This is a genomic window from Synechococcus sp. MIT S9452 (assembly GCF_047304245.1).
Lineage (GTDB): Bacteria > Cyanobacteriota > Cyanobacteriia > PCC-6307 > Cyanobiaceae > RCC307.
In genome coordinates this window covers 1861342-1884589 of the sequence record NZ_CP138956.1, presented here as the reverse complement: position 1 = coordinate 1884589, position 23248 = coordinate 1861342, and the positions used below count along the sequence as shown (strand labels likewise).

At 64.9% G+C, this 23248-nt stretch carries 27 protein-coding genes; 17 read left to right on the top strand and 10 right to left on the bottom strand.

Annotated elements, in window-relative coordinates:
- Window positions 1-17: 17 nt before the first annotated feature.
- On the top strand, window positions 18-275 hold the full coding sequence (gene grxC, locus SIB46_RS09965) for a glutaredoxin 3 (protein WP_413296011.1): 258 nt from the start codon (window positions 18-20) through the stop codon (window positions 273-275).
- An 18-nt stretch (window positions 276-293) separates the two neighbouring features.
- Window positions 294-1217 (top strand): glutathione synthase, encoded by a 924-nt coding sequence (gene gshB, locus SIB46_RS09960; protein WP_413296010.1) that lies wholly within the window; start codon window positions 294-296, stop codon window positions 1215-1217.
- Here the strand turns inward: gshB and SIB46_RS09955 are convergent.
- On the bottom strand, window positions 1189-2571 hold the full coding sequence (locus SIB46_RS09955) for an isochorismate synthase (protein WP_413297767.1): 1383 nt from the start codon (window positions 2569-2571) through the stop codon (window positions 1189-1191). The genes gshB and SIB46_RS09955 overlap by 29 nt on opposite strands.
- A gap of 61 nt (window positions 2572-2632) precedes the next feature.
- Between SIB46_RS09955 and menA the strand changes: the two genes are divergently transcribed.
- From menA to SIB46_RS09940, 3 genes are read left to right on the top strand one after another with little or no spacing between them, the layout of a single operon-like run.
- Window positions 2633-3568 (top strand): 2-carboxy-1,4-naphthoquinone phytyltransferase, encoded by a 936-nt coding sequence (gene menA / locus SIB46_RS09950; RefSeq protein ID WP_413296009.1) that lies wholly within the window; start codon window positions 2633-2635, stop codon window positions 3566-3568.
- Entirely contained in the window at window positions 3553-4524 is a 972-nt protein-coding gene (gene menC / locus SIB46_RS09945; protein WP_413296008.1) for an o-succinylbenzoate synthase, read from the top strand. The genes menA and menC overlap by 16 nt, the downstream gene beginning before the upstream one ends.
- Window positions 4521-5645: an AMP-binding protein gene (locus SIB46_RS09940; protein WP_413296007.1), complete on the top strand. Its 1125-nt coding sequence runs from the start codon at window positions 4521-4523 to the stop codon at window positions 5643-5645. The genes menC and SIB46_RS09940 overlap by 4 nt, the downstream gene beginning before the upstream one ends.
- Here SIB46_RS09940 and SIB46_RS09935 read toward each other — a convergent pair.
- Window positions 5636-6067 (bottom strand): acyl-CoA thioesterase, encoded by a 432-nt coding sequence (locus tag SIB46_RS09935; protein WP_413297766.1) that lies wholly within the window; start codon window positions 6065-6067, stop codon window positions 5636-5638. The genes SIB46_RS09940 and SIB46_RS09935 overlap by 10 nt on opposite strands.
- The gene (locus tag SIB46_RS09930) at window positions 6064-7248 is read right to left on the bottom strand and encodes an NAD(P)H-quinone oxidoreductase subunit H (protein ID WP_413296006.1); all 1185 of its coding nucleotides are present in this window, start codon (window positions 7246-7248) and stop codon (window positions 6064-6066) included. The genes SIB46_RS09935 and SIB46_RS09930 overlap by 4 nt, the downstream gene beginning before the upstream one ends.
- A 62-nt stretch (window positions 7249-7310) precedes the next feature.
- Between SIB46_RS09930 and rsmH the strand changes: the two genes are divergently transcribed.
- Window positions 7311-8210: a 16S rRNA (cytosine(1402)-N(4))-methyltransferase RsmH gene (rsmH, locus tag SIB46_RS09925; protein WP_413296005.1), complete on the top strand. Its 900-nt coding sequence runs from the start codon at window positions 7311-7313 to the stop codon at window positions 8208-8210.
- On the opposite strand, the gene SIB46_RS09920 is transcribed toward rsmH, so the two are convergent.
- The gene (locus SIB46_RS09920) at window positions 8182-9321 is read right to left on the bottom strand and encodes a cysteine desulfurase family protein (protein WP_413296004.1); all 1140 of its coding nucleotides are present in this window, start codon (window positions 9319-9321) and stop codon (window positions 8182-8184) included. The two genes, rsmH and SIB46_RS09920, sit on opposite strands and share 29 nt — an antisense overlap.
- A 30-nt stretch (window positions 9322-9351) precedes the next feature.
- Between SIB46_RS09920 and SIB46_RS09915 the strand changes: the two genes are divergently transcribed.
- From SIB46_RS09915 to SIB46_RS09905, 3 genes are read left to right on the top strand one after another with little or no spacing between them, the layout of a single operon-like run.
- Complete coding sequence (locus SIB46_RS09915; RefSeq protein ID WP_413296003.1) at window positions 9352-9897, top strand: hypothetical protein; 546 nt, start codon at window positions 9352-9354, stop codon at window positions 9895-9897.
- Between the two features lie 29 nt (window positions 9898-9926).
- A complete protein-coding gene (locus SIB46_RS09910; protein ID WP_413296002.1) occupies window positions 9927-10661 on the top strand; it encodes a response regulator transcription factor in 735 nt (244 codons plus the stop codon).
- A 5-nt stretch (window positions 10662-10666) separates the two neighbouring features.
- Window positions 10667-11638, top strand: a complete 972-nt coding sequence (locus tag SIB46_RS09905) for a pseudouridine synthase family protein (protein ID WP_413296001.1) — start codon at window positions 10667-10669, stop codon at window positions 11636-11638.
- Here SIB46_RS09905 and bchM read toward each other — a convergent pair.
- A complete protein-coding gene (bchM, locus tag SIB46_RS09900; protein WP_413296000.1) occupies window positions 11586-12296 on the bottom strand; it encodes a magnesium protoporphyrin IX methyltransferase in 711 nt (236 codons plus the stop codon). The genes SIB46_RS09905 and bchM overlap by 53 nt on opposite strands.
- A 26-nt stretch (window positions 12297-12322) precedes the next feature.
- Window positions 12323-13471: an N-acetylglucosamine-6-phosphate deacetylase gene (locus SIB46_RS09895; protein WP_413295999.1), complete on the bottom strand. Its 1149-nt coding sequence runs from the start codon at window positions 13469-13471 to the stop codon at window positions 12323-12325.
- Between the two features lie 38 nt (window positions 13472-13509).
- Here SIB46_RS09895 and purE point away from each other — a divergent pair, with 38 nt between their 5' ends.
- Window positions 13510-14028, top strand: coding sequence for a 5-(carboxyamino)imidazole ribonucleotide mutase (purE, locus tag SIB46_RS09890; RefSeq protein ID WP_413295998.1), 519 nt, complete (start codon window positions 13510-13512; stop codon window positions 14026-14028).
- Window positions 14028-15098, top strand: coding sequence for an AI-2E family transporter (locus tag SIB46_RS09885; RefSeq protein ID WP_413295997.1), 1071 nt, complete (start codon window positions 14028-14030; stop codon window positions 15096-15098). The genes purE and SIB46_RS09885 overlap by 1 nt, the downstream gene beginning before the upstream one ends.
- Here SIB46_RS09885 and cysC read toward each other — a convergent pair.
- Together cysC and SIB46_RS09875 are read right to left on the bottom strand one after the other, a co-directional pair.
- Complete coding sequence (cysC, locus tag SIB46_RS09880; protein WP_413295996.1) at window positions 15055-15678, bottom strand: adenylyl-sulfate kinase; 624 nt, start codon at window positions 15676-15678, stop codon at window positions 15055-15057. The genes SIB46_RS09885 and cysC overlap by 44 nt on opposite strands.
- 32 nt (window positions 15679-15710) lie before the next feature.
- Window positions 15711-16037: a translation initiation factor gene (locus SIB46_RS09875; RefSeq protein ID WP_413295995.1), complete on the bottom strand. Its 327-nt coding sequence runs from the start codon at window positions 16035-16037 to the stop codon at window positions 15711-15713.
- Between the two features lie 28 nt (window positions 16038-16065).
- On the opposite strand from SIB46_RS09875, the gene SIB46_RS09870 reads away from it, so the two are divergent.
- The 3 genes from SIB46_RS09870 to trpB are packed head-to-tail and all read left to right on the top strand — an operon-like array spanning window position 16066 to window position 18557.
- Entirely contained in the window at window positions 16066-17043 is a 978-nt protein-coding gene (locus tag SIB46_RS09870; RefSeq protein ID WP_413297765.1) for a class I SAM-dependent methyltransferase, read from the top strand.
- A 41-nt stretch (window positions 17044-17084) separates the two neighbouring features.
- Window positions 17085-17276, top strand: coding sequence for a hypothetical protein (locus tag SIB46_RS09865; RefSeq protein ID WP_413295994.1), 192 nt, complete (start codon window positions 17085-17087; stop codon window positions 17274-17276).
- A 24-nt stretch (window positions 17277-17300) separates the two neighbouring features.
- Window positions 17301-18557, top strand: coding sequence for a tryptophan synthase subunit beta (gene trpB / locus SIB46_RS09860; RefSeq protein ID WP_413295993.1), 1257 nt, complete (start codon window positions 17301-17303; stop codon window positions 18555-18557).
- Here trpB and SIB46_RS09855 read toward each other — a convergent pair.
- Together SIB46_RS09855 and SIB46_RS09850 are read right to left on the bottom strand one after the other, a co-directional pair.
- On the bottom strand, window positions 18538-19530 hold the full coding sequence (locus SIB46_RS09855; RefSeq protein ID WP_413295992.1) for an HrcA family transcriptional regulator: 993 nt from the start codon (window positions 19528-19530) through the stop codon (window positions 18538-18540). The genes trpB and SIB46_RS09855 overlap by 20 nt on opposite strands.
- A gap of 34 nt (window positions 19531-19564) precedes the next feature.
- Window positions 19565-19909 (bottom strand): rhodanese-like domain-containing protein, encoded by a 345-nt coding sequence (locus SIB46_RS09850; protein ID WP_413295991.1) that lies wholly within the window; start codon window positions 19907-19909, stop codon window positions 19565-19567.
- A gap of 33 nt (window positions 19910-19942) precedes the next feature.
- Between SIB46_RS09850 and SIB46_RS09845 the strand changes: the two genes are divergently transcribed.
- From SIB46_RS09845 to SIB46_RS09835, 3 genes are read left to right on the top strand one after another with little or no spacing between them, the layout of a single operon-like run.
- On the top strand, window positions 19943-21499 hold the full coding sequence (locus SIB46_RS09845; RefSeq protein ID WP_413295990.1) for a DUF3352 domain-containing protein: 1557 nt from the start codon (window positions 19943-19945) through the stop codon (window positions 21497-21499).
- A gap of 10 nt (window positions 21500-21509) precedes the next feature.
- Window positions 21510-22013 carry a phosphohistidine phosphatase SixA gene (gene sixA, locus SIB46_RS09840; protein ID WP_413295989.1) on the top strand — a complete coding sequence of 168 codons (504 nt, stop codon included), beginning with the start codon at window positions 21510-21512 and terminating at the stop codon, window positions 22011-22013.
- 49 nt (window positions 22014-22062) lie between these two features.
- Window positions 22063-23232, top strand: a complete 1170-nt coding sequence (locus SIB46_RS09835) for a citrate synthase (protein WP_413295988.1) — start codon at window positions 22063-22065, stop codon at window positions 23230-23232.
- Window positions 23233-23248: the final 16 nt, after the last annotated feature.

The window sequence follows — 23248 nt, the reverse complement described above, 5'->3', positions numbered from 1 at the left end:
CAACCAAGATCAATCGGATGGCCGCCAGCGTCGAGATCTACACCTGGCGGGCCTGCCCGTTCTGCATCCGGGCCAAGGACCTCTTGAACCGCAAAGGGGTGAGCTACACCGATCACGCCATCGATGGCGATGAGGCGGCCCGCGACCAGATGGCGACCAAAACAGGCGGACGCCGCAGCGTTCCCCAGGTGTTCATCAACGGGCAACACGTGGGTGGCTGCGATGACCTCTATGCCCTTGAACGCAGCGGCCAACTGGATGGCCTGCTGGCCTGATCACGGAGCCAGATCAGCGTGGGGCGCCAACTCTTTCTGATTGATCCGATTGGGCGCCTGCGCCCTGAAAAAGACAGCAGCGTTGCACTGATGCAGGCCGGACAGCGCGCCGGCGAGGAGATCTGGGCTGCTCAACCCAGCGATCTGGCAGGCGGGGAAGGCGGCCCCCGCGTGCTGGCCGCGCCGATCACTGCCGAGCCTTGGTACAGCGCAGGGGAAGCCCGCTGGCAGCCCCTCAGCCAGTTCCAGCGGGTGTGGATGCGCAAAGACCCACCGGTGGATGAGGCCTACCTCTATGCCACCCACTTGCTTGAGCTGGCGGAGCGCCAGGCCGTGCAGGTGCTCAACCGCCCAGCCAGCCTGCGGGCCTGGAACGAAAAGCTGGGGGCGCTGCAGTTCCCAGAGCTGATGGCCCCCACCCTGGTGGCCAGCGATGTGGAGCTGTTGCGTCAATTTGCCGCCACCCATGGAGAGGTGGTGCTCAAGCCCCTCGGTGGGCGGGCTGGTCAGGGGGTAATCCGCTCCAGTGGCGAGGCTCCAGGGCTAGGAGCCCTGCTGGAGCTGGTCACGCAGCAGCAGCAACTGCCAGTGATGATTCAGGCGTTTTTGCCCCAGGTCAGTGAGGGCGATAAGCGCATCTTGCTGGTGAACGGCGAGCCGCTGGGCGCCGTCAACCGCAAACCGAAGGCGGGCGAATTCCGCAGCAACCTGGCTGTGGGCGGCCAACCGGAAGCCACCGACCTCAGCCCCCGCGAGCGGCAGATCTGCGATGTGTTGCGGCCCGCCTTAATTGAGGCCGGACTGTTCTTTGTCGGCATCGATGTGATCGCTGGTCACCTCAGCGAGATCAATGTCACCAGCCCCACCGGCATCCGCGAAGTGGAGCAGCTCGGGAAGATTCCCCTGGCTGATCTCACCCAGCAGCGTTTACTGCGGGGCTGACGGTGAGCTGCTGCTGCAGCACCTCAAGCTTGAGGGCCACCTCCTGCAATTCCCGCTCAGGCACCGAGCCCTTGACCAAACCAGCTCCTGCGGTGAGCTCAAGCCGAGAGCCCCGCAGCACGCCGCTGCGAATCGCCACCCGCAGCTCCGCATCACCGGCGCTGTCGATCCAACCAATCGGAGCGGCATAGGCGCCCCGCTCAAAGGGCTCGAGCTGCCGCAACCAGGCCATCGCTTCGCGGCGGGGCAAGCCAGCAACCGCCGGGGTGGGATGCAACGCCGCTGCCAATGCCAGAGGGTCTTGGCCGGCTAACGATGCCGTGATCGGGGTGTGCAGGTGATGCAGGGGGCCATGGCTGGCCAAGCGGGGATGACGCGGCTGGCGGGGCACCAGCCCCTGCTGTTGCAGCACGGCTGTGATTGCTTCCACCACCAGCTCATGCTCATGGCGATCCTTGCTGGATTGCAGCAACTGCTCGGGCGGCTGATGCTGCGACGCCGTGCCAGCCAGGGCATCACAACGGAGCTGCCCCTGGCGCACAGCCAACAACCTCTCTGGGGAGGCCCCCACCAGATCGCCGCCATCGGCCAGCCCCCAGAGGAAGCGGCAGCTGCCGCGATGGCGTTGGCGCAAGCCCTTGAGCAGCAACTGGGGATCCAGAGGCGCCTCCAGCTGCAGCTGCTGACGCACCGCCAGCACCAATTTGCGTAGCTGGTTGTCGCCCACCAGATGCAGGGCCTGATCCATGGCCTGGCGGTAGGCCCCATGCCAAGGGCTACGGCTCAGCAAACGGGGAAACGCTGGTGCTGGCGCAGGGGGCTCAGCCTGCTGAAGCGCGCGCGCCTGCTCCCAAAGCTCTTCGGCCACCAAGCGCGGGGTGATCTCACCGCCGAGGCTGCGCGACAAGCGCAACCAGCACTGGCGGCCCTGACGGCTGAGCTGCCAGCGTGGCAGCACCGCCCGCACCCCAGGCAGGGGCTCAGAGGCCTCGAGCAGCGGCGCATCAAAAAACGAAAACCCGAGAAGCACGCGCGGGCGCGCCAACGCAGGAGCCTCAGGCGCGCCGTCCTGCAGGCGCGAGAGGCTCAGCTGACAGAAGCGCTGGGCCAGCTCAAAGCGGCGCGGACCACTGAGCTCCAGCTGCTGAGACACCCCCGTGGCGGCAAAACAGAGGCCCGGCTGGCTATCCCACAACGCCCGGAAGCGATCACCCCCTGGAAGCAGCGGCATGGCCTGGAGCGGGTCCAATGGCGCCAGGGGCAGCGCCAGGCTGAGCACAGCACCGTCCTCCAGGGACTGCCCATGGGCGGCAGCCTGGCTAAGCAAGTCGGTGAAGCGGGGGGCCTGGTGCACCACACAACCGGGGGACTGCTCAAATGTATGGGTCTCTCGTGGCCCGTAGTGCCGGGCAGCCATGGCTGAGCCCCAGGTCGTCGCAAGCCGTTACGCGCTCTGGAAGGCGGCCATGAAATGGCCGATGTACTCCGTGGCAGTGATGCCAGCGCTTTTGGCCAGTGGCTGGCTGCAAAGTCAGGGGTTAGACCCCCGCTGGGGCCAGCTCGGCCTCTTTCTGCTCGCAGCGGTGCTGCTGCTGGGGTGGGAAAACCTCAGCAACGACGTTTTTGACGACGACACCGGTGTCGACACCATCGGCAAACCCCATTCCTTGGTGGCCCTAACCGGCCGCCGCGATCGCATCGCCTGGATAGCCAACAGCCTGCTGGCGGGCGGCCTGCTGCTGATGGCGCTGGTGGCCCTGCGCAGCCAACCGGTGGTGCTGCTGCTGGTGCTGATCTGCTGCGCCCTGGGATACCTCTACCAAGGTCCGCCCTTTCGTTTGGGCTACCGCGGCCTCGGCGAACCGCTGTGCTGGCTGGCCTTTGGCCCCTTCGCCACGGCCGCTGCGCTGATGGCGCTGCAGCCACCAACGAGCCTGCCGGCTGCTGTTCCTTGGCAGGTGGCACTGAGCCTGGGCTCCGGCCCGGCGCTGGCCACCACCTTGGTGTTGTTCTGCTCCCACTTTCATCAGGTTGAGGAGGACGCTGCCCACGGCAAACGCTCCCCGGTGGTGAAGCTGGGCACAGCCAAAGCCGCGGCCGTAGTGCCCTGGCTTGTGGCGGCGAGCTTGGCCTTGCAGTGGCTGCCGGTGCTGGAGCGACAGTGGCCCTCCACCGCGCTGCTGAGCGTGATCGGTTTGCCCGCTGCAGCGCAGTTGATCCGGCTGCTGAGAGAGCATCACCACCAGCCTGAGCGAGTTAGCGGCAGCAAGTTTTTGGCCTTGCGCTTTCAAGCCCTCAGCGGCCTTGGGCTGGCCATCGGCCTGGGCATTGCCCCTTGGCTGGGACGTTGATGCGCCTGCACTGGCGCCCATACCGCTGGGTGCTGCACCCACCTTTGATCACCGCCAGCGGCCCTTGGAGTGAACGGCGCGGCTGGCTGTTGCGGCTCGAGGAGCCCGCCAGCGGTGCTGTGGGCTGGGGAGAAGCCGCACCCTTGCCGGCTCACCACGGCCGGTGCGCCGACGCGCTCGCTGCCCTGCCGGCTGAATGCAGCGCCGAACACCTGGAGCCAACGCTCAGGACACTGCCTGGACCAGTGGCCTTTGCCATCGGACTGGCCTTAGCCGAGCTGGAAGGACTGCATGGCGGGCCATGGCTGCCGGCCCCGGCTTCAGCGGCCTTGCTCCCCGCCGGCAGCGAGGCCATCGCAGCGCTGCAGAGCGCGCTCAATCAATCCACAGGCCAGCCAGCGGAGTTTGCTGCCAAATGGAAGGTGGGGGTGCTGGATCCAGACACCGAACTGCAGCTGCTGGAGCCGCTCTTGGAGCAACTGCCCAGCTGCGCCCAGCTGCGCCTCGATGCCAATGGCGGCTGGGATCGCGCCACCGCGGGGCGCTGGGCCATGCGATTGCAAACCGAAAGCAAGCTGCAATGGCTCGAGCAACCCTTGCCGCCCAGCGACCATGCCGGCTTGCTAGCCCTCGCCCGCCGGCTGCCGGTGGCCCTCGATGAATCGCTCCGCCATCCCAGCGGCATCCCCAGCGGATGGAGCGGCTGGCTAGTGCACAAACCAGCTCTCGAAGGTGATCCTCGGCCAATGCTGCAGCGGCTCAAGCAAGGAGCCCCAAAACAGATGGTGAGCAGTGCCTTGGAGAGCGGCATAGGAGCCCGAGCGGTAGCCCACATGGCGGCCTTAGCGAGCCGCGGGCCAACACCATGCGCCGCTGGACTAGCCCCAGGCTGGGGTGCCTCGGGGGATCTCGCCAGCGCAATCCCCCAGCAGGTCTGGGAGGCTGCCGGCCCATGAACCGCTGGGAGCTACGGGCCAGTGCGCTGGAGCACGAAGCGGGCCGCCAAGCGATGGCCTGCTGCCAGCAGTGGCCAGAAGGCAGTGGCGTGGTGATCGGCAGCGGCGGCAGCAGCGGCGGGCGCAAGTGGTGCTTGCAGAGCTGGGAGAACCTCGAGCAGTCGGCCAGGAGCTGCGCGAACTGGCTGCAAGCCATTGGAGTTGATCCCAGCAGCGTGCGGCTGGTGAATCCGCTGCCCAGCCATCACATGGGGGGGCTGATGCCCCAGATCAGGGCGCAGCACTGGCAAGCACCGCTGGTGGCCATCGCACCTGAGCTGATGAAATCCGCATCTGCGCTGCTGGAGCAACACGGCCACCTCACCCGCAGCGGCCGCGATGCGGTGATCTCGCTGGTGCCCACCCAATTGCAGCGGCTGCTGAGCGATCCCTCAGGCCGCAGCTGGCTGCAGCAATTCCGGCTGCTTTGGATCGGCGGCGGCCCCCTCAGCCAAGAGCTCGCTGATCAAGCCCGCCAGCTGCAGCTGCCGCTGAGCCCCTGTTACGGCAGCACCGAAACAGCCGCGATGGTCTGCTCCGCAGATCCAGCCCAATTTCTGGTAGGGCACAACAGTTGCGGTGAACCGTTGAGCGATGTGGAGCTGCAGCTCGAACCAACCAGCGGCGCCGTGGCCATCAAAACCAAGCGGCTGAGCCCCGGCTGGCTGAAGGGAGAGCAGGTGCAGCCCTTCGCCGATGCCGGCGGCTGGTGGCAAAGCGGTGATGCAGGCCGCCTCGGGCCAGCGGGCCTGGAACTGCTCGGGCGGCTCGATGGCGCCCTCAACAGCGGCGGGGCCACGGTGTTTCCAGAGCAAATTGAAGCGGCCTTGGCCGGCCTTGCAGGAGTCGAAGCGCTCCTGGTGGTGGGCCTACCGGATCCGCAATGGGGCCAGCGGCTGATTGGCCTGATCAAGCCCTCACCAGGCGCCAATGCTGATGAGGTGATGGCGCAGCTACTGCAGCGCAGCGCCGGCCTGCCGCCAGCGCAACGGCCCAAGCAATGGCAGCTTTGCCCTGAGCTGGCGCCCAACACCCAGGGCAAGTGGGAGCGGCAACGCTGGCAGCGCTGGGCTCAAGACTGAGCTGAGGCATCCAGCCAACGCTGCACCCCCTCCGGCAGCGGCGCGCGGCGGCGATCCGCAGCGGCGATGCACTGATGCCGCGTCAATCCGCGGGCCACCGGACGCCCCGCAGAAGAAAAGTCGTAGCCCACCTCAAAAGAGGTGGAGTCCAACGGCTCGGGCTTCAACGCAATCGCCAGCGGATCACCGCAGATCAAAGGCGCTAAAAAATCAGCGCTGCAATGGGTGATGGGCAGCAACAGATCGAGCTGCTGACCTGGAGTTGGAAACAGCGCGGCCGGCTCAAGCCCAAAGCGCTCGAGGCTCTCTTCATAGGCCTCATGGCACCAGCGCAGCAGCTGCTGAAAATGCATCACACCAGCAGCGTCCGTTTCACCGAAACGCACGCTGCGGCACAGCACTAGCCAATCGCTGGAGTTCAGCGGTCGACAGAACCCATGATCACGTCGATCGAACCCAGGATCGCCATGATGTCGGCCACCTTCACACCCTTTAAAAGGTGAGGAAGGATCTGCAGATTGTTGAAATCAGCAGCGCGAATTTTCCAACGCCAAGGGGTGACGTCGTTGTTGCCCATTAGGAACACGCCAAGCTCGCCTTTGCCGGATTCCACACGGGTGTAGAGCTGCCCGTTGGGGATCTTGAAGGTGGGGGCAACTTTCTTGGCGACGATTTGATAATCGAAGCCATAAAACTCGCTGTCTTTTCCTTCCAGCTGACGCTTGGCTTCCAGATTTTCGGTGGGCCCGCCAGGAATCTGCTGGGCGGCTTGTCGCAAAATCTTCAGCGATTCGCGCATCTCCTGCAAACGCACGCGATAGCGGGCGAAGCAGCAGCCCTCTTGGGCCGTGGCCACCTCCCAATCGAAATCGTCGTAGCACTCGTAGTGGTCAACCTTGCGCAGATCCCAGGCCACGCCTGAGGCCCTCAGCATCGGACCCGACAAACTCCAGTTTATGGCTTGCTCGCGGGTGATCGTGCCAAGGCCCTCAATCCGCCGGCGGAAGATGGGGTTGTTGGTGATCAGCTTTTCGTATTCATCGATCTTGGGGCCAAACCAATTGCAGAAGTCGTCCAACTTCTCCAGCCAGCCATAGGGAAGATCCGCGGCAACACCACCAATGCGGAAATAGTTGTTGTTGACCATCCGCTGACCGGTGGCCGCTTCCCAGAGGTCGTAAATCATCTCCCGTTCACGGAAGATGTAGAAGAACGGCGTTTGAGCGCCCACATCCGCCAAAAATGGGCCCAGCCACAGCAGGTGATTGGCGATGCGATTGAGCTCCAGCATCAACACGCGGATGTAGCTGGCGCGGCGCGGAACTTTCACATCAGCCAGCCGCTCCGGTGCATTCACCGTGATGGCTTCGTTGAACATGCCAGCGGCGTAATCCCAGCGGCTGACATACGGCACGAACATCACATTCGTGCGGTTCTCGGCGATCTTCTCCATGCCGCGGTGGAGGTAACCGATCACCGGTTCGCAATCCACCACGTCTTCCCCATCCAGGGTCACCACCAGACGCAACACCCCATGCATGGAGGGGTGATGGGGCCCAAAATTGAGCACCATCGGCTCGGTGCGCGTTTCCAGCTGCGTCATGGGGGCCGGGGGCCGAAGCTGCGCTGATCCTAGGAAGGACCCTGTGCCATCCCCGTGCGGACTTGAGCAGTTCCTTTCATCACCAGCCGGTGTTGCCGCAACAGGTGCTGGAAGCCCTGGCCGAATTGCCCGAAAAAGGCGTGCTGCTCGATGCCACCGTGGGCGGCGGAGGCCACAGCAGCCTGCTGCTCGATGCCCACCCGGGCTGGCAGCTGATTGGACTGGATCAAGACCCCGCTGCCCGCGCTGCAGCGGCCCAACAGCTAGAGCGTTTTGGTGAACGGGCGGAGCTGGTAGCCAGCAACTTCGCGGCCTACACCCCAGCCCAGCCGGTGCTTGCGGTGCTGGCTGATCTAGGTGTCAGCAGCCATCAGCTCGATGTGCCCGAGCGCGGCTTCAGCTTCCGCGCCGACGGCCCCTTGGACATGCGCATGAACACCGAAGGCGGCGGAGAAACCGCCGCAGCGCTGATCGACCGCCTCGAGGAAAACGCCCTGGCTGATCTGCTCTTTCACTACGGCGAGGAGCGGCTTTCACGGCGGATTGCACGCCGGCTCAAAACCGAAGGCCCATGGGATGACGGCAAGCGGGGCACCGCCGCTCTGGCCTATGCGATCGCCGGCTGCTACCCGCCCAAACAACGCCATGGCCGCATCCATGCCGCCACCCGCAGCTTCCAGGCCTTACGGATTGCCGTGAACGATGAGCTGGGCGTGCTGGAAACCCTGCTCAACGACGCTCCCAACTGGCTCGAACCTGGCGGGCGGATCGCCGTGATCAGCTTTCACTCACTCGAAGATCGGCTGGTCAAAAACCGCTTCAAGGCTGACGAACGTCTTCGGGTGATCAGCCGCAAGCCCTTGATCGCCTCAGAGCAGGAAGCCGAGGCCAACCCCAGGGCCCGCTCCGCCAAGTTGCGCGTTGCCCAGCGCCTCAGCGCAGAGCCTGGACCTGCTCAGTGAACCAAGCCAAGGCCTGATCCACCTGCTCGGCCGTGTTGGCGCGCCCCAAACCAAACCGCACCGACGCTGCGGCCTGCTGCCGGCTGCGGCCCAAGGCGAGCAACACATGGGAGGGCTCACCGCTGGAGCTGCTGCAGGCTGAGCCGCCACTCACGGCCAACCGACGCCGCAGGGCGCTGTGCAGGCGCGCGCCATCAACCCCGCCCACGCTGACGTTGAGATTGTGGGCCAAGCGCTGATCCAGGCAGCCGTTGAGCACCACTCCCTCCACCAGTTGCAATCCCTTCCAGAGGCGATCGCGCAAGCCCGCAAGCTGCTGGGCGCGCTGGGGGGCATCGGCGAGCGCCCGCTCCAGGGCTTCGGCCAGACCAACGGCCAAAGGCAGCGGAACACTGCCGCTGCGCAGCCCCCCCTCCTGGCCGCCGCCATGGAGCTGGGGCTTGAGCTCCACACCCGGTGCCACCAGCAGAGCGCCAACACCCTTAGGGCCATAGAACTTGTGGCCGCTGAGGCTGAGCAGATCAATGCCCATAGCCAAGGGCTCAAGGCGTTGATGACCCACCAACTGGGCGCCATCGACATGCACCGCGATCCCCTGAGGCCGGCACAGGGCAGCAATGTCGGCGATTGGCTGCAGCACGCCGATCTCGTTGTTGGCGGCCATCACGCTCACCACCACCGTGTCAGGCCTTAGGGCGGCGGCCAGGGCCTCCAGATCGAGCAAACCATTGGGCTGCACTGGCAGCACCGTGAGCTCAAAGCCGAGGCTTTGCAGATAACGGCAGGGGTCGAGCACCGCCCGGTGCTCGGTGGCCACCGTGACGATGTGGCGCCCCCGCGTGAGTCGCGCCTCACACAGGCCCTTAATGGCCAAGTTGTTGGCTTCAGTGGCGCCGCTGGTGAACACCACCGCATCGGCAGGAACCGCCAAGCAACGCGCCAAGCGTTCTCGGGCGAGGGTCAGCTGGGCTGCCGCCTCCAGGCCAGGGCGATGGCTGCGGCTGGAGGGATTGGCAAAGGCATCACTCCACCAAGGCGCCATCGCCTCCACCACCGCCGGATCACAGGGCGTGGTGGCCTGATGGTCGAGGTAGATCGGCGCAGCGGCCACGGAGGCTCCTCACCCAACGCAATTCATCCCATGCTGGCGGGACTCCGCTGGATTTCAGTGATGGTGCGCCCCACCTGGCTGCTGGCAGCACTCGCCGGCCTGTTGAGCTCGAGTGCGGCAGTGGCTCAGGGCTTTGTGTTTGAAACCAAGCAACAAAACCCAGCCAACTACCGCCCCCCTGGCCTGAAGATCCTCACCCAGCGCGCCGTTCCCTACGGCGAAGAGGTGGTGGGCATCTATGCCATTCGCGATGCCGAGGACATCCCCGATGGCAAGCGCATCAAGATTTGGCGGGAGCGCGCCAATGACGTCAAGGTCGCCAACGAAACCATCCGCTGCGACACCACTGCGCCGATGCGGATCACTGGCCGTGGCGACCAGATGCTGATGCTGGAACTCAACCCCGGTGGAGCTGTTGGGCCCCACAACGAGGAATCCCATCTGATCTGGTGGGCCGCCTGCGTGCCCGAGCAGACCGGCAACGACCCCAACACCCTTCAAGCGATTGCCCAAGAGCTGGGTTTCAGCGGACTGCTGATCGAACGTCAGCATGTCTTGCCTGGACGGCCTCGATAAAGTCCAGGCGCTGCGTGAGATCTCTGCCCATGGATGGCTCTCAGGAGAAGGACCACGCCGAAGAACTGCTGAATGCTCCACCGCGGGTGTTGCTGGTGGACGACGAGCCCGGCCTGCGCACAGCGGTGCAGGCCTACTTCGAAGATGAAGGCTTCATCGTTAGCACCGCCGCCGATGGCGAAGAGGGCTGGGAAAAGGCCCAAAGCCAACTGCCCGATGTGGTGCTCAGCGACGTGATGATGCCGCGGGTCGATGGCTTCGGGCTGCTCAAGCTGTTGCGCGAAGACGAACGCCTCGGCGGAACCCCGGTGATCTTCCTTACCGCCAAGGGCATGACCGCCGATCGCATCGCCGGCTTCCGCGCCGGGGTGGACGACTACATCCCCAAACCGTTTGACCCCGACGAGCTGGTGGTGCGGGTGCGCAACGTGGTGCAGCGCCAGGAACGTCTGCTCAAAGAAGCCGCCCGCTACGCCGATACCGACCTGGGCCAAATGGCCAAACAGATCGGCGAAATTCGCACGATGTTGCAAGGCGGTGGCGGCAGAACCGCGGGGCAAAGCGTGGAGCATTCCTTCACGCCGCGAGAAGCCAGCGTGCTGCAGCTGGTGGCCGAAGGCTTGATGAACAAAGAAATCGCCCGGCAGCTCGAGACATCGATTCGCAACGTCGAAAAGTATGTGAGCCGTTTGTTTGCCAAGACCGGCACCGCAAGCCGCACGGAGCTGGTGCGCTACGCCCTTGAGCACGGCTTGGTGCAGTAGCTGCGGTGCAGGGCTGGCGCGCGGCCGCGCTCAACCAAGGCTGGACCTACCGCCATCGGGTGCAGCCAGCCGAAGCTGGCCAAGCCGCCCTGGAGCTGCTGGGGCAACGCTGGCAGCACTCCGATCGGGGCACCTGGGAGCAGCGGCTTCTGGCCGGTGAATGCCAACTGAATGGCACACCCCTGCGGGCCGATCAGGTACTGCAACGGGGCGATGAGGTGATCTGGCAGCGGCCTCCTTGGCTTGAACCCGCCATCCCCGACCAGTGGGAGACGATCGCTGATGACGGCGACCTGCTGGTCATCAACAAGCCCTCAGGACTGCCGGTGATGGCCGGCGGTGGGTTTCTGCAGCACACGCTCACGGCTCTGCTGGAGCCCACAGGGGCCAAGCCCGTGCACCGCTTAGGCCGCTTCACCTCAGGGCTGCAGGTGTGTGCTCGCACTCCCGAAATGCGGGCGCAGCTCAGCAGGCAAATGCAGCCACAGGGCAGCTGCCGCAAGCTTTACCAAGCCTGGGCGCAGCGCGTGCCCGCTCTGAATGCAGGGCAATGCCTTGCGATCACAACCCCTGTTGTGGAACGCCAACATCCCCTGCTGGGCTGGATCTGGGGACCGCAACCCCAAAGCCCGGAATTGCTGCGCCGTCAGCTCAGCGCCCACTCAGAGATCCGCCTGGGGGAGCGCACCGCCATCGGCGACCGGCTGGACGTGGTGATCCACACCGGCCGGCCTCACCAGATCCGCATCCATTTGGCTCAAATCGGCAGCCCCCTGCTGGGCGACCCGCTGTATCTGGCCGAGCAACGCATCGCCGAAAACGCCACCCCAGGCGATGGGGGCTACCGGCTGCATGCCCATCAGCTCAGCGGGCTTGAGCACAACGGGGAGCAGCTGAACCTGATGGCAAGCACGCCGCAGGACTTCAGCCCCGCACGAACTCAATCAGACGCGAGAAATAGAAGGGAGCTTGGTTGAGCTGCCGCCGCTTGGGCACAAAGCCATGGGCCTTGGCCGCCGCCACGATGCCGCTCTCTTTGAGCGTGTAAGCACGCGTGGTTTTGCTGGGGCCGGGGAACAACTGGCCAATGCCCTTGAGCAGGGCCAGCAGCGGCGTGTAAGGAGCAAAACTCACGATCAAGCGCTGCTCAGCCATGGCGGCCAAATGGGCCACCATCAGCTCGGCCTGGGGCTGCGGGTAGTGGATGAACACATCAAGGCAGATCACCGTGTCGAAGCGGCCTTCCAAGCGCTCCAGATCACTGGCCTGAAACTGCAGCCGGCCATCGTTTAAGCCAGCACTCTGGGCCCGGCGTGCAGCCTCAGACACCATCGCTTCTGAGAGGTCACTGGCAGCGATCGATGCCGCGCCAAGCTCAGCCAACGGCAGGCTCAAGCTGCCCACACCACAGCCGGCATCACAGAAGCTGCGGCTGGCCACATCACCGTCATCGCGGAGCCAAGCCAGCACGTTATCCACCGTTTTTTGGTGGCCGATGCGGATGTTGCGCTGCACCCGGTTGACGTCGTCGCTTTCGCTGTAGATGCGATTCCAGCGATCAAAGCCCGTGGTCTCGAAATAGCCCTTGACCTCGCTCTTCTCCTGCGCGGCGTCTTGGCTCGGGGCAGCACTCATCGCTTGCAGCGAAACAGGAGCGGACCTTACCCGTTCCGCTGCCAGGCCAATGGCGCACCTGGGCTCTGGTGCCAGCGCAGCGTGTGCTGGAAGTCCACACCCAACAGCTGCTGCGTGAGAGAGCGTTGATCCCCAAGCACCTGACGCGGCAGCACGGTGGCCGAACGGATGGCAGCACCAACGGCACCGGTCCATCCAGCCAGACGAACCACGCCATCCAGCAGCGTCAGCGTGGTGCCCGCCAAGGTGCCGTCTTCCAAACGGCAGGTGCCATCCGCCACCGCGATGCTGCGCTGATCCCAGGGGTAGGTGCCTGGCGGCAGGCCGTAAGGAGCCAGCGCATCACTCACCAACACCACCTGTTCAGGGAACAACCGCTGCAACAAAGCCGCCATGGCCGGAGCGATGTGGATGCCATCGGCGATCACACCCAGGGCCACCGGCGGGCTTCCCAACAAAGCTCCAACCGGACCCGGTGCCCGGTGGTGCAAGCCAGCCATGGCGTTAAAGCAGTGGGTGATCATCCCCACGCCCTGCTGATAGGCCAGGCGCGCCGCCCGTTCATCGGCAGCGCTGTGGCCGAGGCTCACCACCACGCCGCGCTGGCGTAACGCCGCAATCACCTCCTCAGCGCCCGGCAACTCCGGCGCCAAGGTGACCAGCGCAATGCCGTCTTCAAAGCCGCTGATGCGGCGCTCCAATTCAGCGAGCGAGGGCGCACACAAATGCTCACGGGGGTGGGCACCGCGTTTTTCAGGAGCCAAAAACGGGCCTTCCAAATGGGCCCCCAACAGGCGGCAGCGCCCAGGCCGATGCTGCCGGCCCGCTTCAGCCAACACAGCCAACGACTGCCGCAAGGACTCGACGCCGCAGGTCACCAGCGTTGGGGCAATCGCCTCCACCCCATCACGCCAGAGCAGATCCAACAGCTCAAGCAAACGCGGCAGCTGCGCGAGCTGCAGTTCAGGAAACGGCAGCCCCAAACCACCATTGATCTGCAAATCAACGCCCGCTGGAGAGAGCCAATCCCCCTGCCAGTTGTGGCCACTAGCACTGGTCCCAGCGGCCAAAGGCTCCAGTGCCGCAATGCGGCCATCGTCATCAATAGCCAGGCGCCAGTGGCGCTCCGGCACACCGATCGGTTCGGGCAAGCGCAGATTCGTGTGCCACTGCATGCCGATGTGGTGAAAATGCCCGCAGTTGCAGTCTGCCGATGACAGCCCCGGCACGGGTGGGAGTGGTGATGGGAAGCGATTCCGACCTGCCCTGCATGCACAAGGCTGTGGAGATACTGGAGACCTTCGGCGTGGCCCATGAAGTGCGGGTGCTCTCGGCCCACCGCACGCCACTCGCCATGACGGAATACGCCCAACAAGCCGAAGCGCGTGGCCTTCAGGTGTTGATCGCTGGCGCCGGCGGCGCCGCCCATCTGCCCGGGATGGTGGCGGCCCTCACCACCCTGCCGGTGATTGGCGTGCCGGTGAGCAGCAAAGCGCTCTCCGGGGTGGATTCGCTGTATTCGATCGTGCAGATGCCGGCCGGCATCCCGGTGGCCACCGTGGCCATCGGCAATGCGGCCAATGCGGGGCTCTTGGCCCTGCAAATCCTGGCCATCAGTGATCCAGCCCTGCGCGAACAATTGCACAGCTATCGCCAGGGCCTGGCCGAGATGGTGACCGCCAAAGATGCCCGCCTACAGGAGTTGGGCAGCAGCAACTACCTGGCGCAGTGATGAACCTGCCGCGCTGGTTACGCCTGAGCCTGATCCTGCCCTTACTGGGCTTGAACCTGTTTGTGTTGCGCCAGGCGCTGCTCCGCCTAGCGCCTTTTCCGGCTCTGTTCATCAGCGCGGCTCTGATTGCCTTCCTGCTGGATATTCCGCGCCGCTGGTTGCAGCACCGGGGCGTGCCGAGGCCGCTGACGATGGTGCTGGTGCTGGGCGTCACCATTGGGGTGGTGGTGCTCAGCGGCCTGTGGCTGGTGCCGCGGCTAATTGAACAGCTCGGCGAACTGATCAACGCCGCTCCCGGCTGGCTAGAGCAAGCCCAAAACCAGCTCGATCTTCTACAAGAGAAGGCCTTGGAGCGGGGCATCCCCACCGACCTCAGCCCCCTGACCGACGATCTGCTCGCCCGCAGCACTCGCCTGGCACGCAGCCTGAGTCAGCAGCTGCTGGGCCTACTCAGCGCCACCTTGGGCCTCACGGTGAACAGCATCATCGTGCTGGTCTTGGCGGTGTTCCTACTGCTGGGCGGTGAAACCATCTCTGCCGGTCTGGCGCGCTGGATCCCGGATGACTGGCGCGAGTTGGTGGTGGGCAGCTTGAACCGCACCTTCCGCGGCTATTTCGCCGGCCAGGTGCTGCTGGCGCTGATCCTCAGCGGCCTGCAGGTGGTGGTCTTCACGCTGCTGCAGATCCCCTACGGAATTTTGTTTGCCCTGCTGATTGGCTTCACAACGCTGATCCCCTACGCCAGCGCCCTGACGATCACTCTGATCAGCATGGTGTTGACCGTGGAAGATCCACGCACTGGGCTGGAGGTGCTGGCGGCAGCCATCTCCGTGGGCCAGGTGGTGGATCAGGTGATCGCCCCACGCTTGGTGGGCACGATCGTGGGACTGCATCCAGCCTGGGTGCTGTTCAGCCTGCCGGTGGGCTCACGGCTGGGCGCGCTGCTGGGCTGCGGGCAACTGCTGGGATTGCTGCTAGCCGTGCCGCTGGCCAGCGTGCTCAAGACCATCCTCGATGAGCTTTACCTCAGGCTGCAGCCTTCAGAACCCCCCGCTCCTCCAGCAGATTGATCACAGCAGCAACGCACTGCTCCAGGTTTTGGGCGCCAGTGTCGAGGCAGAGCTCGGGCTTCTCCGGTGCCTCATAGGGGCTGGAAATACCTGTGAACTCCTTGATCTGCCCAGCGCGGGCCTTGGCGTAGAGCCCCTTGGGATCGCGGGATTCACACACCGCCAGATCAGCAGCGCAGTGAATCTCGAGGAAATCACCATCTGCCACCAGGGCGCGCGCCTTGTCACGGTCAGCGCGGAAGGGAGAGACGAAGGCGGTGAGCACGATCACTCCCGCATCGAGGAACAGCTTGGCCACCTCCCCGATGCGGCGAATGTTTTCCTCGCGGTCGGCATCCGAGAAGCCCAAGTCTTTGCAGAGGCCATGGCGGATGTTGTCGCCATCGAGCACGTAGGTAGCAAGGCCACGCTCAAACAAGGCCGCGTTCACCGCGTTGGCCAACGTGCTTTTGCCTGATCCCGACAGGCCGGTGAACCACAGGATGGAGCTGCTATGACCGCGCTTGCTGGCCCGGGCCTGACGATCCACCGAGGCTTCATGCCAAACGATGTTGGTGGCCTTGGGGGTGGTTGCGGTCATGACCACGGGGTGAAGTGGGGGCCCATTGTCCCCTAGCCGCCGGCCCGCTTCGGGCGATACCCCTCACTGGCCAATAACTCCAGGGCCAGATCCACCTGATCACCCTGCAGCTCAATCACACCGTCTTTGGCCGTGCCGCCACTGCCGATACGTGTTTTGAGCTTTTTGAGCAGTGCCTTGAAGCCAGCCCCATCAAGCTCCAAGCCGCGGATCACCGTCACGGTCTTCCCGCCCTTGCCGCCCCGGGTGGGCTGCACCCGCACCACTTGCTGGGCCTTGGGCAACGGCTCGGAGGCAGCGGCCGCTGGGCGCTGCAAACTGGCGTCGCTACTGAATTCCTGCCAGCCCCCCTTGGGCATGGACCTCCCGCAATCCCCTGCATTGTCGATGAACACCGCCTCCCAGGCGCCCCAGTGGGCGGACTCCAGCCGCGGACTGGGCCGGCTGATCGAGTCGCTGATCAGCATTGGGCTGCTGCGGCGTCCGCTGTTTTTTCAGGCGCGGCAACTGATCATTCGCACCGCCGAGCGCAACGGCATTCCCTGGCGTGCACGGCGCCAAGAGCTTCAGCAAGCCGCCGAACTACTGCTCGAGCAAAGCCGCACAACGGATCTGAGCATTCCGGAGTACTACCGGGTTCGCTTCCATGCCTACGAGCAGGGCAATCTCTGCTGGCAAGCCGCTGCTGAAGCTGAGCAGGCCACCGATGCCATGGCGCTGCGGGTGTGGCCCGATGAGCAACTCAACCCGCAGCAAGCCCAAGAGCGGCTGCGTCTGGCGATCCACCGCTGCGCCGAGCCGCTGCTGGAGCAACCGATTGCGCGGGTGCTCGACATCGGCTGTTCCGTCGGCGTGAGCACCCAAGCGCTGGCCCAGTGGCTGAATGCCCGCGCTGAAGCGCACGGTGTGGCCAAACCGGAAGTGATGGGCCTCGACCTCTCGGCGGAGATGTTGGCGGTGGCGCGGGTGCGCGATCAGCAAGGGCTCGTGAGCCAGTGGCGCCATGGCGCTGCCGAGGCCACCGGGCTGGGGCCCCTGAGCCTGGATCTGATCAGCCTGCAATTTGTTTGCCATGAGCTGCCGCAAACCGCCACGGCAAACGTGCTGAGCGAAGCAGCGCGGCTGCTGCGCCCAGGCGGGGTGCTGTTGATGGTGGATCAAGACCCCGGCTCAGCGGTGCTGCAGCGATTGCCTGCGGCGGTGGCAACGTTGCTGAAGAGCACCGAGCCCTACATCGAGCAGTATTTCGCCCTCGACATGCCCGCAGCCCTCAGAGCTGCCGGTTTTGAGGAGTTGCAGATTGCGGCCTGCGACCCCAGGCACCGGGTGATTGCCTGCAAGCGCTCCACTCCCCCTTGCCCCTAGGGCACCAAGCGCTTAGCTGAGTGGGACCGGCTGCCGCTGCCTTGGACGCCTCACCACCACTGAATGTGAAGATGCTGGAGGTGCGCTTCAGCGATCCCCATAACCAGCAAACCTGCGCCGAGGTGGGGCTGAACCTGGCTGACGCAAGCGCCAACCGCTGCCGGGGCGAGCAGGGCCGCATCCAAATCCTTGAGCCCTATGGCTGGCCTCCCTTAATCCCACCGGCTCCCTAGGCTGACGCCAACTTGATTGCGCCGGTGACCAGCACGCTGCCCAACTCTGCGGCCCTGGATGCCGCCTCTCGCCCTGACGGTTTGGGCCGCTTCGGCCGTTTTGGCGGTCAATACGTTCCTGAAACGCTGATGCCAGCGCTGGCTGAGCTGGAGACTGCCGCCGCTGAAGCCTGGCAAGACAAGGCCTTCACCGATCGCCTCAACGCGCTGCTGCGCGATTACGTGGGCCGGCCCAGCCCCCTCTATGAAGCCGAGCGCCTCAGCGAGCACTACCGCCGCGCTGACGGCGGCCCGCGCATCTGGCTCAAGCGCGAGGACCTGAACCACACCGGCGCCCACAAGATCAACAACGCCCTGGGCCAAGCGCTACTAGCCCTGCGCATGGGCAAAAAGCGGATCATTGCTGAAACCGGCGCTGGCCAGCATGGCGTGGCTACCGCCACCGTCTGCGCCCGCTTCGGCCTGCAGTGCGTCATCTACATGGGCGCTGAAGACATGCGCCGTCAGGCTCTCAACGTCTTCCGCATGCGTCTGTTGGGCGCCACCGTTCAACCGGTAACGGCCGGCACCGCCACCTTGAAAGACGCCACCAGCGAAGCGATTCGCGATTGGGTCACCAACGTCGAGAGCACCCACTACATCCTCGGCTCGGTGGCTGGCCCGCATCCCTACCCGATGCTGGTGCGCGACTTCCACGCCTGCATTGGCCGGGAAACCCGCCAGCAATGCCACGACGCCTTTGGCCGGCTTCCCGATGTGTTGTTGGCCTGTGTGGGTGGCGGCTCCAATGCCATGGGCCTATTTCACCCATTTGTCGGCGACACCAGCGTTCGCCTGATCGGCGTTGAAGCTGCCGGTGAAGGGGTCGCCAGTGGTCGCCATGCCGCCACGATCACCGAAGGGCGAACGGGCGTTCTGCATGGGGCCATGAGCCTGCTGCTGCAGGACGGCGATGGCCAGGTGATGGAAGCCCATTCCATCAGCGCAGGCCTTGATTACCCCGGCGTTGGCCCGGAGCACAGCTACCTGCGGGAGATCGGCCGCGCCGAATACGCCGCGGTAACTGATGCGCAAGCCCTCGAGGCCCTGCAGCGCCTCAGCCAACTGGAAGGGATCATCCCGGCCCTAGAGACCGCCCATGCCTTCGCTTGGCTCGAAAGCCTTTGCCCAACTCTGGCTCCAGGCACCGAGGTGGTGATCAACCTCTCCGGCCGCGGGGATAAAGACGTGAACACCGTGGCTGAACGCCTCGGCGATCAACTCAAGCCAGCAGACGGCTGAGGGTGCCAGCCACCGCCTCAACGGCAGCCAAAGCCGTGGCATAAGCCATCCGCATCGGCCCCACCAACGCCACGCTTCCCTCACCACCTGAGGCGGTCGCATAGGAGGCTTGCACCACAGCGCAGCCGCTTAAGGCGGGGTGGGGATGTTCCTGGCCAATCCAAACGCCACCACTGGCTGTGGCGGCCGCAGGGTTGAGCAATTCATAGGGCTGCTGCTCCACCAGTTGCAGCAGGGGCCTCAAGCTGGTGGTGAGCTGAAATTCGGGCTGGCACAGCAAGCCCGCCAGGCCCGTGGTTAAGGCTCCTTCGGCCTGACGATTGCGGCCACGATTGTGGCTGGCCAAGGCCTGCTTCAGCGGAGCCCCCACGCTCTGCAACTGGGGCGGCAGGCCACTCCAATTGATGGCGCTCTTGGAAAGCTGATCGTTGAGCCAATGCTCCAGCGCCTGCAATTGGGCGCTGCTGTCTGGCGGCAAACGCAAATTGAGGCTGCTGCTCGCCGCCGAACTCTCCACCAAAAACACCAGCAAACGATCCCCACTGCGCACCAAGCGCAGGGCCTTGAGCCGGGGTTCCTGCCGTTGCGGGCGCGTGATGATGCTCATCAGCCCGGTGAGATCGGCCAAGCGGCGGGCCAAGTGGTGCAGCAAATCATCGAGAGCCGCCCACTGCAGGCTCAGTTCGGCCAGCTCCCGCTGCAGCTGCAGCACCGCCCCGCCAGGCTCAGGCAGCAGGGCATCCACAAACTGGCGATAGCCCTTCGGGCTTGGCACACGCCCGGCGGAGGTGTGCGGCTGGGTCAACAGTCCCTTCTGCTCCAGCGCTCCCATGGCCGAGCGCACCGTGGCGGGTGAGGCATCGAGGCCAAATCGCCGCACCAAGGTGCGACTGCCAACCGGCTCCACCGTGTCGACGTAGTGCTGCACCGTGGCCTGCAACACCTGCTGCTGGCGGCGGGGCAGAGGAAGCACATCCCTGGGCCGAAGACTTCGATCGTACGCAAGCTCAGTAGCGGGGCACGGCCGGATCCACCAACACGCTCCAGGCATCAATGCCGCCTTCAAGGTTCCAAACCTGAGGCACGTCTTGGGTTTCCATCAGCCAAGTCGCGAACTGCCAACTGCGGATGCCGGCATGGCAGAGCACCACCAGATCGCGGCCCCTGTCCAAGCGATCCCAGAGCTGCGGCAGCCACTGCTGTGAACCGCTCAGCGGCAGATGAACCACGCCAGGCATGGCGGCCAGCTCCAGCTCCTGCTGCTCGCGCACATCCACTAGTTGCGGCGGCTGCGTGGAGGACATCCAGCGCTGCAACTCGGGCGCAGAGATCGACGTTGGTGCGTTTGCCATGGATGATTTGTAAATCACGGCAGGGAGTGCTGGGTGCAGAAGCTTCTGCAGCAATCGATGGCAGCGGTGCTGGCGATCGCCATCAGCTTGGTGGGGCTTGGTGCCGCTGGCTGGTGGTGGCTGCAAAGCCAAAGCCCGCTGAAGCTGCAACACCAGAGCCTCACAACACCTGCCACCACACGCTTTCTGCCCGCCGATGCCAACTTGACGCTGATCCTGGAAGCTGACCCAGGGCGTCTGCCGGATTACGGGCGAGCGGTGGCCCCCATGCGCCAGCGCCGTCAGGCGGCCGAACAGTTGGAGCATCTGCGTGATGCCCTGTTCGCAGCGGCAGGACTGGACTACGCCACCGAATTGGCCGACTGGCTGGGCGATGAAAGTGCTTTGGCGCTCAGCAGCGGCGATACCCCGGGCTGGGTGCTGGCCCTCTCCAGCCGCGATGCCGACGGCGGCCGGCAGTTCCTGCAGCGTTTCTGGCAATCCCGCAGCCTGGCCGGTGGCGACCTCGACATCACCCGCTACCGCGGCCTCGGCGTGATCAGCAGCCGCGGCCAACAAAGCCAGGGCCGGCCCTCCACCACGAGCCCACAAGCGGAACACCCGCCGCTGGCCTCAGCGCTGATCAACGATCAGCTGGTGCTGCTGGCCTCCAGCCGCGGCCAACTCGAAGATGCCCTCGATGCCTCCCAGGAAGAGGCCCGCAACCTGGCGGGGGATCCCTTGCTGGAGGAGTGGCTGGGCTCAAGCCGCCAGGGCATTGCGCTGCTGCGCGGTGATCGCCAGGGGATCGAACAGCTGCTGGGGTTGCCAGCCAGCTGGAGCACCGATCAACCGATCGAGCAATTTGTTGGCAGCTTGCAAGTCGATGGCGCTGGGGTTCGCCTGGCGGCTCAGCTGCAAAACAGCTCTGGGGAGTCGATCGCCCCACTGAGTCGCCGGGATCAGCAACTGCTTGGCAACCTCAACCAGCCGGTCCAGCTGCTCAGCCTCAGCCGCCCCAACGGCCCCCTGGCCAGGCTGTTCAACCTGACAGCCGCGAGCGACGACATCCTGCTGCCCGCGCTGCTGGAAGGCGAGCAGCCCCTGCTGGAGGCGCAACTGCAGGACAGCAAAGCCTGGTTGATCGGCAGCAGTGACAGCGCTCCGCCGGCCGCAAACCTCAATGAAGCGCTGGCCAAGCAAGGCTTTGATGCCAACAACCTCGATGGTTTGCAGGTGTGGAGCCATCTGACAGGCCAGAGCGATCGCCAGGGACAACTGCAAGCCACCGTGGCCGGCGCCACCGGAGTGGCGCAGTCGAATCGTTGGTGGAGCAACAGCCTCGATGGCTTGCGCGCCCAGTTGCAGGGCCATGGCTCAGGTGGAGTGCCCAGCGAACTCTTGGAGCGGCTCAATGCCCCCAGTGGGGCCATTGCCCTGTTGGGTGCCGATGGCCGCAGCACCGCCGAGTTGCTCAAACCCTGGCCCCTGTGGCGCGGGCTGCAGCTGCTCGCTGGCCAACGCCTCGGTCCCTCGCTCCAAGGGGCGGCCTTGGCGCTATCACAGGATCAGAGCAGCGCTGAGCTCGATGCGCTGCTGACGTTCCGCTGACAATGGGCCCATGGCTCGAGAACTGCTGCTGATCCGCCACGGCATTGCTGTCGAGCGCGGCAGCACCGCCACCGATGAGGAACGCGCCCTCACCACCGAAGGGCGTGCGCGCACCAGACAAGTGTTGAAGCGGCTGCTGCGCCTGGAGTTGAACTGCGACAGCCTGCTCAGCAGCCCATTCATCCGCGCCCGACAAACCGCTGAGTTAGCCCTGCAACTGGGCCTAGGGGACACCCTCAACGTGCGCGATGAGCTGGCGCCAAGCCAAGACCCCCTGCCCTTGCTGCAGGAACTGCTGGCGGAGGAGTGGAAACGGGTAGCGCTCTTCGGCCATGAGCCCGATCTCAGTCAACTGGCGAGCCATCTGCTGGGTTGCAGCACCAACAGCCTGCAGCTCAAGAAAGCGGGGGTTGCCCTGGTGGAGCTAGAGCCAGGACTGCCGCAGCTGGAGCCCGGCAACGGCCAGCTGAAGCTGCTGCTCAGCCCCAAAGTGCTGCTGGAGGGCAAAAAGTGACTGAAGCTCGCCGCGTAGCCTCGATCTGGTGTGCAATACCGGCAAAGCGATGAGCGAGGCTCCCACCGGTTTTCGCCCTGGATTGGAGGGGGTTCCTGCCACCCAATCGGCGATCAGCAACATCGACGGTCAGCAGGGAATTCTCAGCTACCGCGGCTATCGCATTGAGGATTTGGCCGCCCACAGCACCTTCCTGGAAACGGCCTATTTGCTGATTTGGGGTGAACTGCCCAGCGCAGAGGCGCTACGCGAGTTCCAGCACGACGTGCAGATGCACCGGCGGGTCAGTTTCCGCATCCGCGACATGCTCAAGTGCTTCCCCTCGGGGGGGCACCCCATGGATGCTCTGCAGTCGAGCGCTGCATCGCTGGGGCTCTTCTATTCCAACCGCGCCCTGGACGACGAGAACTACATCCGCGGCGCCGTGATGCGCGTGCTGGCCAAGATCCCCACGATGCTGGCCGCGTTCCACATGATTCGCCGCGGACAGGACCCCATCCAGCCACGGGATGACCTGCCCTACGCCTCCAATTTCCTCTACATGCTCACCGAGCGGGAGCCCGACCCACTGGCGGCCCGCATCTTTGATGCCTGCCTAGTGCTCCATGCCGAGCACACCCTCAACGCCAGCACCTTCAGCGCCCGGGTCACCGCGAGCACCCTCACCGACCCCTACGCCGTGGTGGCATCGGCCGTGGGCACCTTGGCTGGTCCCTTGCATGGCGGGGCCAATGAGGATGTGCTGCTGATGCTCGAGGAGATCGGCAGCGAAGAGCGCGTTGAGGCCTACCTCGATGAAGCCATCGCCTCCAAGCGCAAGATCATGGGCTTCGGCCACAGGGAATACAAGGTCAAAGACCCCCGCGCCACGATCCTGCAGGGCTTAGCCGAAACCCTGTTCAGCCGCTTTGGCCACGACCGCATGTACGACGTGGCGCGCCGCCTGGAGACCCTGGCCGCCGAAAAGCTTGGCCCCAAGGGGATCTACCCCAATGTGGATTTCTATTCCGGGCTGGTGTATCGCAAGCTCGGCATCCCCACCGACCTGTTCACGCCAGTGTTTGCGCTCTCCAGGGCCGCCGGCTGGCTGGCCCACTGGAAGGAGCAGCTGGGCGCCAACCGGATTTATAGGCCAACGCAGATCTACACGGGTCTCGAAACCAGAAACTGGCTTCCCACTGAGCAGAGAAGCGGGCACAATGGCGAGCCGACTGGGTAGGTTGCCTGCAACGGTC